The following is a 13267-nucleotide window of genomic DNA, read 5'->3' as shown; positions in this document are numbered from 1 at the left end:
CCATCGATACGAATTCCTGTCTGCATCTATTCAGCTATATTTTACAGGAAAGCAGACAGCATGGCTATATACATTGGTAAATGTTTCCTTTTTTCTCACGAATGAAGTACCGTGGAAATCTTCCGATTTATTCTTTCGTCTGCTGTGTTACCTCCTCTTCCTCTAAGCGGCAAGTGCATACAGCGCATGATACAAGGAGCTTTCCCGCTCATAAATCACCAGCACACGCTGTGAAATCATTTCCAGCAGTCGTATATCTTTGGTTTGCGACAGCTTCCACAGCAGCTCTGCAACAGCATCCCATAAAAAGGATACCGCAATAAACTGTTCTCCCAGCTCAAATAAACGCGTATCCTGCCATATACCGGCAGCTTCCTTCAGAAAATCACCATACATTCTGCGAAAGATTCCCCCTCCGGTTCCGCCTCTCTCATTGATTTGAAAATAGTTTGTTATTCCTGCCAGCTTCAGCTTTTCTGCATGAAATGCTTTCCACTTATTGATTTCTCTGGAGAATTTCAGTATACCGGAAACACCCAACAGCTGAGCCGGTGGATGCAGCATGCAGTCACAGGTATCCAGAATCGCTTCCCGTAATATTTGTTTATCCACGGTGCGATATCCCTGAAAATCAAAGGTCAGATACTTATTCTTTGCAGGAAACGGACGAAAGCTGCTGCTGCGGGCACGCTTAATATCCTCATAATCCACCATGTGATAGTCCTTAGCAACGAGTCCGTTGGGCGTTTGTATGGGAGCATCCTGCTGATCCCTGTCACTGACGAGAAATTTGTGCTGTTCCTCATCGTAGCCAAACAGCACAATGGCATGTCCGCCAAAATGGCTTTGCGCATCCAGTCCGAGATAGGGAAGAAACGGCATATCCACATAAACCAGAACGGGTTCGCCGGCATCAATCATTTGCTTTGTTGTCTGAAATATTCTCTCATAATTCTTACCGGCCCGACAGTGAATGGTAATCTGTAATCTGTCTGCCAGCATTTTTTCAAATTCGAATACCTTGGTACGTCCGTTGATCATGGGAGAGGCTGCCTGATTCAGATAGAGAAAAGATAATCCCGAGGCCAGCCCAAACATTAACTCCTCTGACATCGGATATCCGTAATACGTAAAGATTTGTTTCAGGGAATTGGTAATGCAGTGCTTCCCTCCCTGCGGGACGAAATTCTCCACTGTATTTTTCATCTACGGTTCTCCTCTCTTGCAAAGGGCAAATAGATTTCCGTTACATAGGCATCCGGGTTACCGCGAAACAGCATTCCCGGTCCCTTCACGTAATCCTCTCTGGATGGTGTCAGAATGCGAATTCCTTGGTCATTCGCATAGGCAAACAAAGCCTTATAGGCAATCCAGAGTGTGTCATAGCCGCCATGATGTGTTGTATGCAGAGCATGCAGCTTCTCAAGATATCTGCAGGTTAGCAAGGGATGGTGTATCTCCTTTTTCACGGGAATACATAATTCAATATCGGCAGCTTCCTTACATTCCTCATCGTGATACAGATTGAAATGTTTATCGTTCGCATTTCCTTTTACAGCTTTGTAAAGCAACGGAATGTACAAATCCAGATCCTGGTATCTGCCTGTAAAGCGAATGGATGCGATCAGTTGTCCTGCAACGGTAGCCGTATTAATCGCATATGTATTTTCCACATATTCCTCACCCTGTGCAAAGCTATGCTCCCGCATTCGCTGAATCAGCTCCCTTTCTTTCTGTATATTAGCCTCCATCCGGCTGATTTTTTCCTGCAGAATATAGGAGAGGTCTTCCCCTCTGCTATTATTCAGAATATCCTTTATTTCCATGATGGTAAATTCAAGGGAGCGCAGATACTGAATCATCTGTGCCGTTTTTAAATCCTCATCACTGTAATAACGGTACTGGTTCTCTGCTTTTCGAAAGGATGGCTTCAGCATTCCCTCCGTGTCATAATACCGCAATGCTTTTACTGTTAAACCGCACAATTTGGAAAACTGGCTGATGGTGTACATAATGCTTCACCTCCCTCTGCTTTATTGTAAACGTTCCTGTGCACAGGAGTGTCAAGTAGATAATAGCATATTTCGCGAATTGATATTGAAAAACAGTATACGATTCCTTTTTGTTGAAAGTGTATACTGTTTATATGTCTTCAAAATGTGCAATTACCTCTGAGGCATCCCGCATATCCAGCAGCCTTCTGATTTCCCCATGCTCAATCAAAGCAATCAGCCTGCGGTAAAAATTCTTGATGGAGCGTTCAACCTCATTTTTATTGCTTACGGATATCACCGGCAGAAACACATGCTGTACGTGCTCGTCACGACCCCAAGGAATGGTCTTCTGCAATCCGGCATACACGATCACTGTATCGTTAACATATTGCGCATTGCCGTGTGGAATGGCAACACCTGATCCGATCTCTGTTGATATTTCGCGTTCTCTTTGCATGACAGAAGAGAAAAACGGCTCCTTTACATAACCAGCCTTCAGCAGTTTTTCACAAATCTGCTTCAAAAGCTCCTCCTTGTTTTCCACCGACTGTTCAAGAAAAATCAGATTCTCATCGAACATGCTATCTGCATGCGGCAGATTGTTTTCACTATGCAGAATCTTCTTGTCCAATATATGATTTACAATGGAGCGAATGTACAGGCAATCCTCCTCCTTTAAAATTTCATTTACATGAATTTGAGGAAAATCATCATGAAGATCAATCGTAGCAATCACTAAATCCCATCTTCGATGCTGCTTCCTGCTCTGATATTCCTGTTCAGTCATAATATCATCGATCCTTATGGCATGATGCAGCTTCTGAATCTGTTCCCGCAAAATACGAATCACATTGTCATAGCGCTTTACAAGGAGGCAGACATGCAAATCGTAGTCTGTCTTTTCTCTAACGACACCAAGATATAAAGCTATGTAGGCAATTTCATCCTCTGTAATCGTCACGCTATAATATTGGTCAAATAAAATACTGGTTGCCCAGGTAGCCTGATATATGGATGAAAAGCTGCTGCGAACCTCATGAAGCAGCGGATTATGAATCCGAACACCGTTTTTCAAACGTATTATCGTTCCTGCAAGATGTGTGAGCAGTCCCTCCATCAATTCCTCCTCACGATCTATGCTGATACTCAAAATGCCATTTAATATATCCAGAAACTGGTCTACAAAGGTATGAAAATGCTCGGTATGCTCCAAATCCTCACGTACCACATCAAACATACTATCATCTACCAGACCGTAAATATCAAGATACAGCTGAATATAGCATTTTTCCTGCTCCGGCAAAAGAATATGATAGATTGCTTCCAGTGTTTCAAAGACCTTTAAAAGTCGATTGCTGCGCTGCTTTTTATGCAGCATATCCATCTGCTCCTGCCGCATGTCCACAAAAGCCTTCTGCTGGACACGCAGAATACACATGCAAAGATGCAGGAAGACATTTAAACGACTGATATGATCCAGATATACATGACAGTCCTTTTCCAGCTCCAACACACAGGTTTCAAGCGGATGATACAAAAATCCCTGAAACAGCTCTTGAAACTGCTTGCTTTGCTGCTCATCCAGAATCTGTCCAACCTTCCCCTTTACAAACGGGTAATCGCTTCGTTCCATGAACAGGGCAATGATACAATCACGGATATGAAACTCATCTCCCTTTACTAAAATGCCATATTTCTGTCGATTGCGGATCACTATGTTATAATTGCAGCAGAACTCAGAAAGCTCACGCAGGTAGCCGTGAACAACATGGCGTCCCGCATGCAGAACCTCACAAAAACGCTTTTCACTCCATACGTGGTCTGCATTATGAAAGAACAGACTCCTTACAATGAATGCCTCCTCCTGATCCTGCCGGGTATGCAGCAGCATTTCGTATTGCCTGTGTTTATTCTTTTGCAGCTGCAGAGACACTCCGCTACCTCGTTTGCGAATTAACACACCGATTTCCTGTTCCTGAAGGATGGCTTCAATTACTGTTAGTTCTGAAAGCATCGTCTTTTCAGACAGGGAACAGGTTTCACACAGGGTGCGTATACTGATAAAATCATCTGCGCGCTCCAGCTGCTGCAGGATATCTTTCTGCCTTCTGCTCAGCATAGGTATACCTCCTTTTATAAAAGGGGACAGACTGTCCCCTTTCTATGCTTTCCCCTCCTGATGAAAAATATGCATATAATGCTTAACCATATCCTTAAACCCTTGCTGCATCCGATGGTAGACCATATGAGGTTCACCTGCCTGCCCACCCGCTTTGATAGCAGCTGCAAAATTATCGGTGCCAATATTGATTTTGGAAATACCGCATTGTATTGCTTTCTGCAGGTTTGCATCACCGCTTCCACTGCCGCCATGCAGGACCAGCGGTATATCAACAGCCTGTCGAATTTCACGGATACGTTTAAAATCAAGCTGCGGCTTTCCCGCATAGACACCATGTGCAGTTCCTACAGAAATCGCCAGGCAATCCACACTTGTCTGCTTTACAAATTCAACGGCCTGTATTGGATCTGTATACAGACAAGCCTCACGTCCATAGGAACAGCCGTCTCCGACATGCCCCAGTTCTGCCTCCACACTGACCTGTACAGCGTGTGCAGCTTTTACGATTTCAGCAGTATCACGTACATTCACCTCAAAGGATGCAGTACTGCGATCTATCATAACAGATGTAAATCCGGCACGCAATGCCCACATGACCTGTTCATAGGTTGCACCATGATCCAGATTAACGGCAATAGGGACGGATGATCGAACAGCTATTTCTTCCAGCATACGCCCCAGAAAAACCAAATCCGGGTGAAATACATAGCCTACATCCAAGATCAGCGGTGCATGCAGTTCCTCTGCCGCCTCTATACATACGCGGGCGGTGCATTCGTTGATAACATTTGGTGCCACCACACCATAGCCCTCTATCGTCGCCTTATCCAGCAAATTCCTCATTGGTACAAGCATTTTCTATTCTCCTTCTTATTTTGTATTGAATTCAATGGTGAAATCATAGTCTTCCTCGGTATCCTCGGCAACTGCGCTACGATTCGGCTTTAACAGAAGCAGTACCCCTGCAGTTACAGCTACACCAGCAAGGAAAGCGACCACAAACAGGAATGGCTCTGTGATAAACGGTATCGCGAAAACACCACCTGCCGGAATCGGACACAGACATCCAAAAATTACTGCCAAACCACCGGAAATTGCACTCCCCGCAGTACATGCCGCTACAATACGCAGCGGATCACTTGCAAGGAATGGAAAGACACCTTCTGTAATAAAGCATAAGCCTAGCGGAAGTGCTGTTTTTGCGGCTTCATGCTCTGCCTTTGTAAACCGTTTTCTTGCTAAGAATACTGCGATGGCAACACCAACAGGCGGTGTCATTCCACTGACCATGCTTGCTGCCTTCGGTGCATAGACCCCCTGTGTAAGCATTGCATCACAGAAAGCGCCTGCTGCCTGCGCAAACGGACCACCCATATCAAAGCGCATACCGCCAATAATAGCACCCATCAAAAAGCCTGATTCCCCCTGCAGGGAGAGAAGCCAGTCAGTCATACCCTGCTGTATCATTGCCAAAGGTGTACCAATCAGATACATAAATACCAAGCCAACAGCAAGCGTTGACAATACCGGGATAACAAGCACTGGCATCAGGCCTTCAATCAGCTTCGGCGGCTTAATATAGGTTTTTGCAAGCCATGCAAAGTAACCAGCGATAAAGCCACCTGCAAGACCTCCAAGAAATCCTGCACCAACAACATTTGCAAGGGTACCCGCCGCAAGACCCGGAGCAATACCCGGGCGATTTGCTATCGAATACGCGATTCCCGCTGCGATAACAGGAACCGTGAATCCAATCGCCGCATTTCCAATCTGCTCCAACGCTGCCGCAATCGTTCCTTCCTGAATATCCACCCCTCCAAAAATCCTGGAAATCCCCAGACAGATACCGCCTGCTACAACCACCGGTATCATATAGGCAATACCCGTAAGAACATGTTTTTTCAGTTGCAATTTTTTCACTATCTCCACCTCAGCTTTCTTTCAATTTTTCTTCTATCTGCATCAATAATTTTTTTGGTGCCTTCATTACCATTTTCATTGGCATATCCAGAATTTTTTTCCCTTTAAAGCGTTCCCTTCCGGATATTTCAATATCTGCTGAAATAATGACCACATCTGCTTGTGCAATATCCTGATCGTCCAGAATATCCTCAACGCCAATGCTGCCCTGTGTTTCAATCTTTATTTCATGTCCCAGCTCCCTTGCTGCATTTACAAGCTTCTCTCTTACCAGATACGTGTGTGCAATTCCTGCTGTACATGCTGTTATACCTACAATTTTCATACGCTCACCTTTCTTTCACTGTCTTGATAAAATAGCCTCCATGACATCCTGTCTGCTTTCCGCCTCATACAGTCGCTGCTTCACATCATCATAAGCCAGTGATTTAGCAACAGCCGCCATCATCGATAAATGACTCTGATCAGCATCGTGCTTTCGGGCGCAGACTGCAAAGAGGATAACCACTTTTACCGGAAGCTCATCAATACTCTCCCAGTAAATGGGCTCCTGCAATATGCCAACCGCAATTCTGTTTTCTTTCACTCCCTTCGATTTTCCATGCGGTATTGCAATATAGTCTCCAATTCCTGTAACTCCTTCCGCTTCCCGTAAAAAGACATCACTCATAAACGCATCCATATCCATTACGACTTCATGTGCCTTCAGCATTTCAGCAAGCTGCCGTATTGCTTCCTCTTTTGAATCTGCCTGCATGGGAATCAGAATATCATCTTCATGCAATATCTTTCTCAGCTCCATATTCCTTCTCCTTTATCTACTTTTATTATAGTGAATTTAAAAATATATAAATTTCGTCTTTTTCCTTTTTACAACTGGAATTTATTACATTATGCAATACCTTTTTTTACCTGAATCATATTAAAATACTTAAAGGAAAAACTGCCGGTATTTTTTCCGACAGTTTTCATTCATTGTTCAGCAATTCTATTTGTGTCTATATGCTCCTGCCTTCTCAGGATATATCGATATCTGCTTACTCTTTTCTAGTATCAAATTCATTCATAATATCTTCACGCTGTTTTTCATCATACAAATCGAACACGGTTAAACACAGACTGATGATTCCCTTTCTCAGCTTGTCATCCGCACAAGGCAGCTTCAGATATTCGAGAAAATTAACATCATGCGCATAAGCGGGTGTTGGTCCTTTCAATGCCAGCTCACTGTACATCATCGGGCAGACATGCGATACATTTCCTACATCACTGGAGCCGCTGGCATCCGCATCACTGTCCACAAAGTCACCGGAGCCGCAAAGCTTTGCATTTTCCACATACAGCTGCTGAAAGCTTTCCAAGTTGACCAGATCATAATAGGTATTTTCAAAATTACGATATTCCATCTGCGTTCCCGTCATGAAAGAAGCTCCCTTTGCGATATTGACGATTTTCGCACTGATTTCCTCCATATATGCCTTATCGGCTGCGCGGATGTAAAATTTGCACGCACACAAATCCGGAATGATATTGCATGCTTCTCCACCCTTGGTGATAATACCGTGCACCCGTGTGTCACAGCGCAGCTGCTGGCGCAGATAGCTGATTCCCGTAAACATCAGATTGACCGCATCCAAGGCATTGACTCCCAGATGCGGATAGGCAGCTGCATGAGCTGCTTTTCCATGGAAAGTGAATTCTAGAGAGTCCATGGCAAGTGTAACGACATGTGCATTATTTTCTGCACCCAGATGCAGCTGAAAAGCAAAATCCACATCATCAAATGCACCTTCCTCAACAAGCACACATTTTCCACCGGTTGTTTCCTCTGCAGGGGTTCCCATAATAACAATGGTACCCTCCAGTTCCTCCTGCATCTGTGCAAACATGAGCCCCACACCCGCACATACCGCTCCGATCCAGTTGTGTCCACAGGCATGTGCAAGCTCATCGTGCTGCTCACCATACCCTGGCAAGGCATCATATTCTGCCAAAAATGCATAGGTTGCTCCCGGCTTACTGCCCTTCAGCTCGCATCGAAATGCTGTCTTCAAAGAACCGTACGGGAGCTGTACAGAAAAGCCTGTCTCCTTCAGCTGTTCACAAATATAGGCACTTGACAAAAATTCCTGATCACCATCTTCGGGATGTTCGTATATCCATTTGCTGATTTCCTCAGCTTTGGCCTGCACCTTTGCCGCATACAGCTCTTCCAGCTGCTTTTTTCTTTCCTCTTTCATATCGTAGCCTCCACTATTCTCATTGATATTACCTTAAAAATACTAACATCAGTATTTACATATCCGTTTACAGCTTGCTTTTTATGCAGTTGTATTAAGACTTTCACATGGAATAAGAAACAGAGATGGGCTCTCTGTTTCTTTCTTGTGCTATTCGATTGTTACATGTTCAAAGTAGAACATTGCTGCCGGTGTACGTTCCAGCCCCTTCACACTCGGCTTTTTCAGCATCACCTGTGTATTTGTTACCAGTGGAATGAAATAAGCCTGTTCAACAATCATTCGATTCTCTGCATCATGCAGCAGCTGCATACGCTTCGCAGCATCCGTTTCCAGTGCAGCCTTCGCCATCAGATCCTCGTATTCTGCATCATCGAAAATCAGGACCGCTTGAGATTCCTTCTGCCACATACCAAGATATGCTGCGGCAGGATCCAGTGTGGTGGCACTCAGACCATAACGGCTTGTTTCAAACTGACCGCCGTCTACCTGCTGATAGAAGACACCCTGTTCCACCTGTTCAATTTTCAAATCAATATAAATTTTCTTGAACTGTTCCTGCAGTATTTGAGCAATATCCATATTTACCTGCTGACCGGTCGTCTTGTATTTGATTGTCAGCTTTTTGCTGTCAGAGTATCCAGCTTTCTTCATCAGTGCCTGTGCACCCTTCAGATCATATTTAATTAAATCACCTGCATCATCCGCTTCTTTACGGAAATCTTCCTTTTCTCCCTGAATTCCATGTGGAACCAGACCAAACAGTGGCGTTACATAATCTCCTGTATCCAGTACCTTTACGATACCGTCACGATCAACTGCCATTGCCATTGCCTTACGAACATTGACGTCCTGCAGTGCTTTATTTTCTGTAGATAAGGAGTTGATGTCAATAAAGTAATTGGATACATATGGATCTACCCGATACAGATCATCCTTACCTTTATAATTGGTATATCCTTCATTTGCAACATAGGTAGCGAAATCAATCTCTCCTGCATCATAGCCCTGGTATTGAGAAACACTGTCTTCCATAATTTTGAAGTGCAGCTTTTCCAGCGTTGTTTTGTCTGCCTCATAATATTCTGTATTCTTTACCAGATCAACGGCATCTGCAGGATTCACACTTTCCGCTTTGAACGGTCCGTTTACCGGTACATCTGCGGATAAAGACCATTCAGAATCCTTTTCCTTTGCGATATCGGAACGAAGCGGCGTATAGATTCCCTGTGTCATCAGCTTGTCAAAATATTGAACAGGCTGAATCAATTCAATGGTAAAGGTTTTGTCATCCACCTTTTTTACGCCAACATCTTTCATATCCTTAATTTTCATATTCTTTTCATAAGCCTTTTGCGCTCCGACAATGTATTTTCTTCCATCCTGTGCATTATAAGAATTCTCAGGACCGTAAGAAAGTCCTCGCTTGATACCGTAAACAAAATCATCTGCCTTTACTGCTTCCCCATCACTCCATTTTGCATCCTTAATAGTAAATGTGTAGGTCTTTCCATCCTCACTGACTTTATAGTCTTCACAAAGATCCTTTACCAGCTTCCCTTCTTCGTCCAGCTTGAACAAGGTACGATACATGTTCTGAATTACAATCATGGAATATGTGTCATCCGCAAGCGCCGGATCCAGACTGGTAATCTGTCCGCCAAGTGCAACCTTGAGCTCACTGCTGCTTTCTTCCCCGCCCCCGCAGGCACTCAGGCTGAGAATACTGATACCCATGAAGAGTGATAACATTAGTTTTTTTAGCTTTTTCATACAGTTTCTCTCCTTTTTACATTTATTATCATACCTTCTTTTCGAATATTTTTCAATAAATGTAAATACTTTCAACATAAAACTTATATAAAAGTAAACGTGTTTACAGAAAATTAAGCATACCGGTCGTTTGTAAATGTTAAATTCGCCTGATTATAAGACCTGCATAAAAGGAGCCTGTAACGAACTCCTTTTACAGACTCCTCTATTATAATTGCTCACCGTTTGTTTCAATAACTCTCTTATACCACGCAAAGCTATCTTTTTTAAATCGATTTCCCGTACCGTTTCCCTGATCATCATAATCTACGTAAACGTGTCCGTAGCGCTTCGTGATTTGTGCACTTGTTGCGGAAACCAGATCAATGCCACTCCATGAGGTATAGCCCATAACATCAACACCATCTATTTCAACTGCTTTTTTCAATTCCCGAATATGCTGTCTGAGATAATCAATACGGTAGTCATCATGAATCCTTTTGTCCTCACACAATACATCTCTTGCGCCAAGACCATTTTCAGTTACAAACAGCGGTACCTGGTAACGGTCATAAAATTTATTCAAGGCAAGACGGAAGCCTACAGGATCGATTACCCAACCCCATTGTGTTCGTTGTAAATATGGATTTTCGAGCTTTCCAAGCATACGTTCATTATCTGTTAAATCTGGATCGTTATTCGGATTTATCGGGGCAATTCTAGTGAAATAATAGCTGAATGCAAGGAAATCCACCTTTCCCTCTGCTAAGATTTCATCGTCACCTTCCTGTTTATGTAAAACAACCTGCTTTTTTTTCAGAAAGCTGTCCGCATAATTCGGATATCTTCCTCTTACAAACACATCTGTATAATAGTAAGTTTCCCTGTCACATTCCAGCTGTTCCATAGCATCCTGTGGATTTGGTGTCTGTGCGTAGGCAAGTGTACCGCAAACCATGCACCCAATCTTTAAATCCGGATATGATCCATGACTGTAGGCTGTCACAAGTGCATGTGCAAGTAGCTGATGATGTGCTCCCTGAAACATATCCTGTTCCTTATTATCCTTACCTCTGATCAACAGACCTCCCGCACAAAACGGTATCGTACTGATAAAATTCATTTCATTAAAGGTAATCCAGTATTTAACTTTTTCATGAAAGCGGTCAAGTACTGTTTTCGCATATTTTACATAATGGTCAATAACGCATCTATGTTTCCATCCGCCATATGCCTGTACCAGATACAATGGCATTTCATAATGTGATATTGTTACAAGCGGTTGGATTCCCTGCTTTTTCAGCTCATCAAAAACGCGATCATAAAAGGCCAGTCCTTCCTCATTTGGTTTATCTTCAATTCCCTTCGGATAAATTCTTGTCCATGCAATTGACATGCGGAAACACTTAATTCCCATTTCCTTCATTAAAGCGATATCTTCTTTATAACGGTGATAAAAATCATTTCCTGTATGATAAGTATAATAACGTTCCGGATAAATCTTTAAATTCTCCGGGTATTCTCCGGCAGTTCCATCGTATAGAATATCTGCAGTGGAAATACCTTTTCCTCCCTCCTGCCAGGCACCCTCGCATTGGTTCGCTGCAGTGGCAACACCCCATAAAAAAGTTGACTTCATAACGTTTGTTTCCTCCTATTCATTTCCAGTTCATATAATGTTTCCACAAAGAATAATTCACTTTGTGTTGTCATAAGCGTATCCTGTGCATGAGAGAACAAAACGGTTACCTCAATATGTTTACCTTCAGCTTCTTCATGCAGTATATCCGTCTGCGCCTTGTGTGCAAGTAGAATGCTACCCCTAGCTTCCTCCAGCTGTTGTGCGATTGCATCCAAGTTTTTCCCCTCTGCGATACATTTTCCTGCATCCCGTAAAATATTTCTGGCATTTCCGGCATGCAGGATAATATTCATTGCAGCTGTGATCACGCATTCTTCTTTTGTCTGTTTCATACTGTCTATACCGTTTCCTTTCCTTCTTCCGCTGCTTCTTTTTTCATTTCCTGATTCTCATATACTTTAAAAAACGGAAGATAAATCAGATAAATCAATATAAATAACAGAATCCAGAAAATCACCCCTCTGAAGTCATAATTTGTAAGGAAGGTTGCTACAGGCTGTGGAAGGAAGTTCATTTGAAATGCTCTAGCAGGAATATCCACAAAACCCACTGTAAGAACCAGATAGACGAGCGAAGGTACTATAAAGGAGACCAGAAGGTAGGGAATCATCATAATCGGATTCCATACGACAGGCAAGCCGTACATAACAGGCTCATTGATATTGAACAGGGATGGAAATATAGCTGCCTTCCCAATCGCATTTATTTTTTTTGATTTTGAACGAAGCATTTGAATATTTAATGGCATTGTACAGCCCATACCACCCATGCAGCACCAACCGCAGAATACCACCTCAACTGTAGTGATGAAAACTGCATCCTTACCCGCTGCGACCAAATCTATATTGGCAGCAATATTATTTAACGCCAATGCAAGGAAAATCGGATACACAGCCCATGCGCTCAGTCCGAGACTGTAGCATAATGCCATAATAAAATACAATAATACAAAGCCTAAGTATGTATTTCCAATAGCTGCTATTGGAGACACTACTTCTTCCATCAGATCGAACAGGTTAACACCATTGCCAGCAATCAGGATAGCGATGCCGATAACAAGAAACACAGGCACGATAGATTCAAACCAGTTCACAACAATAGAAGGCAGACTCGTATCCTTTGAAAAAAGACCATGCTTGAAATAAACAGCGAAGATTGCACCAATCAATAAGCCGACCAGCAGTCCTACCGTCATCCCTCCAGTTCCGATATAACCTGCATTTAATGAAATATTACCTTCCTTGAATACCGGATTACACAACGCCAGTAATACAGAAACACCGGTAAATCCGGATATGAGTTTCGCACGATTCTGTTTCTTATTTTCCATGATATTATACGGAAGTATAAAGGCCAGAAAAATGCCAATCAATCCAAAGGAATACTGATTTACTAAAGACAAATCCGGTACCCATTCCCAAAAATTACGCAGAGTATTGATCAGACTAGCAATGGATCCTACCAGGATCATTGGCAATACTGTCTGAAAGCCGTTTTGTATTGCCATTACATAGGCATTTTGTGTAAACTTTGATATCTTTGAACTAAATGGACCTGCCAGCCAGGCAGTTATCCTCACATAAATGTTTTTCATATT

12 protein-coding genes are annotated in these 13267 nt (G+C 43.0%); all 12 read right to left on the bottom strand.

Going from position 1 to position 13267, the window contains the following annotated elements:
- Positions 1-162: 162 nt before the first annotated feature.
- Entirely contained in the window at positions 163-1206 is a 1044-nt protein-coding gene (locus ACG3M1_RS03910; RefSeq protein ID WP_008818559.1) for a BtrH N-terminal domain-containing protein, read from the bottom strand.
- Complete coding sequence (locus ACG3M1_RS03905; RefSeq protein ID WP_008818558.1) at positions 1203-2012, bottom strand: MerR family transcriptional regulator; 810 nt, start codon at positions 2010-2012, stop codon at positions 1203-1205. Before ACG3M1_RS03905 ends, ACG3M1_RS03910 begins: the two co-directional genes overlap by 4 nt.
- A 130-nt stretch (positions 2013-2142) precedes the next feature.
- A complete protein-coding gene (locus tag ACG3M1_RS03900) occupies positions 2143-4113 on the bottom strand; it encodes a BglG family transcription antiterminator (protein ID WP_008818557.1) in 1971 nt (656 codons plus the stop codon).
- Positions 4114-4155: 42 nt separating this feature from the next.
- Entirely contained in the window at positions 4156-4971 is an 816-nt protein-coding gene (locus tag ACG3M1_RS03895) for a class II fructose-bisphosphate aldolase (protein WP_009269784.1), read from the bottom strand.
- Positions 4972-4986: 15 nt separating this feature from the next.
- The gene (locus tag ACG3M1_RS03890) at positions 4987-6036 is read right to left on the bottom strand and encodes a PTS fructose transporter subunit IIC (RefSeq protein ID WP_021420128.1); all 1050 of its coding nucleotides are present in this window, start codon (positions 6034-6036) and stop codon (positions 4987-4989) included.
- Between the two features lie 10 nt (positions 6037-6046).
- Complete coding sequence (locus tag ACG3M1_RS03885; protein WP_008818554.1) at positions 6047-6361, bottom strand: PTS fructose transporter subunit IIB; 315 nt, start codon at positions 6359-6361, stop codon at positions 6047-6049.
- Between the two features lie 15 nt (positions 6362-6376).
- Entirely contained in the window at positions 6377-6838 is a 462-nt protein-coding gene (locus ACG3M1_RS03880; RefSeq protein WP_008818553.1) for a PTS sugar transporter subunit IIA, read from the bottom strand.
- A gap of 235 nt (positions 6839-7073) precedes the next feature.
- Positions 7074-8276 (bottom strand): amidohydrolase, encoded by a 1203-nt coding sequence (locus ACG3M1_RS03875; protein ID WP_008818552.1) that lies wholly within the window; start codon positions 8274-8276, stop codon positions 7074-7076.
- Between the two features lie 150 nt (positions 8277-8426).
- Positions 8427-10049: a peptide ABC transporter substrate-binding protein gene (locus tag ACG3M1_RS03870; RefSeq protein ID WP_008818551.1), complete on the bottom strand. Its 1623-nt coding sequence runs from the start codon at positions 10047-10049 to the stop codon at positions 8427-8429.
- A 208-nt stretch (positions 10050-10257) separates the two neighbouring features.
- Entirely contained in the window at positions 10258-11667 is a 1410-nt protein-coding gene (locus ACG3M1_RS03865) for a glycoside hydrolase family 1 protein (protein WP_008818550.1), read from the bottom strand.
- Positions 11664-12002 (bottom strand): PTS lactose/cellobiose transporter subunit IIA, encoded by a 339-nt coding sequence (locus ACG3M1_RS03860; protein ID WP_008818549.1) that lies wholly within the window; start codon positions 12000-12002, stop codon positions 11664-11666. Before ACG3M1_RS03860 ends, ACG3M1_RS03865 begins: the two co-directional genes overlap by 4 nt.
- Before the next feature lie 5 nt (positions 12003-12007).
- Positions 12008-13264 (bottom strand): PTS sugar transporter subunit IIC, encoded by a 1257-nt coding sequence (locus ACG3M1_RS03855; RefSeq protein WP_008818548.1) that lies wholly within the window; start codon positions 13262-13264, stop codon positions 12008-12010.
- Positions 13265-13267: the final 3 nt, after the last annotated feature.

Source organism: Clostridium sp. 10cd* (assembly GCF_044336395.1).
Taxonomy (GTDB): Bacteria; Bacillota_I; Bacilli_A; order Erysipelotrichales; family Erysipelotrichaceae; genus Clostridium_AQ; species Clostridium_AQ innocuum.
The sequence above is the reverse complement of the archived record's forward strand: the minus strand, read 5'-3'. Positions and strand labels throughout refer to the sequence as shown.

What these genes read in the sequence shown, in the direction of transcription:
- ACG3M1_RS03910 (WP_008818559.1), bottom strand. Translation starts at nt 1,206, where the DNA reads ATGAAAAATACAGTGGAGAATTTCGTCCCGCAGGGAGGGAAGCACTGC.
- ACG3M1_RS03905 (WP_008818558.1), bottom strand. Translation starts at nt 2,012, where the DNA reads ATGTACACCATCAGCCAGTTTTCCAAATTGTGCGGTTTAACAGTAAAA.
- ACG3M1_RS03900 (WP_008818557.1), bottom strand. Translation starts at nt 4,113, where the DNA reads ATGCTGAGCAGAAGGCAGAAAGATATCCTGCAGCAGCTGGAGCGCGCA.
- ACG3M1_RS03895 (WP_009269784.1), bottom strand. Translation starts at nt 4,971, where the DNA reads ATGCTTGTACCAATGAGGAATTTGCTGGATAAGGCGACGATAGAGGGC.
- ACG3M1_RS03885 (WP_008818554.1), bottom strand. Translation starts at nt 6,361, where the DNA reads ATGAAAATTGTAGGTATAACAGCATGTACAGCAGGAATTGCACACACG.
- ACG3M1_RS03880 (WP_008818553.1), bottom strand. Translation starts at nt 6,838, where the DNA reads ATGGAGCTGAGAAAGATATTGCATGAAGATGATATTCTGATTCCCATG.
- ACG3M1_RS03875 (WP_008818552.1), bottom strand. Translation starts at nt 8,276, where the DNA reads ATGAAAGAGGAAAGAAAAAAGCAGCTGGAAGAGCTGTATGCGGCAAAG.
- ACG3M1_RS03870 (WP_008818551.1), bottom strand. Translation starts at nt 10,049, where the DNA reads ATGAAAAAGCTAAAAAAACTAATGTTATCACTCTTCATGGGTATCAGT.
- ACG3M1_RS03865 (WP_008818550.1), bottom strand. Translation starts at nt 11,667, where the DNA reads ATGAAGTCAACTTTTTTATGGGGTGTTGCCACTGCAGCGAACCAATGC.
- ACG3M1_RS03860 (WP_008818549.1), bottom strand. Translation starts at nt 12,002, where the DNA reads ATGAAACAGACAAAAGAAGAATGCGTGATCACAGCTGCAATGAATATT.
- ACG3M1_RS03855 (WP_008818548.1), bottom strand. Translation starts at nt 13,264, where the DNA reads ATGAAAAACATTTATGTGAGGATAACTGCCTGGCTGGCAGGTCCATTT.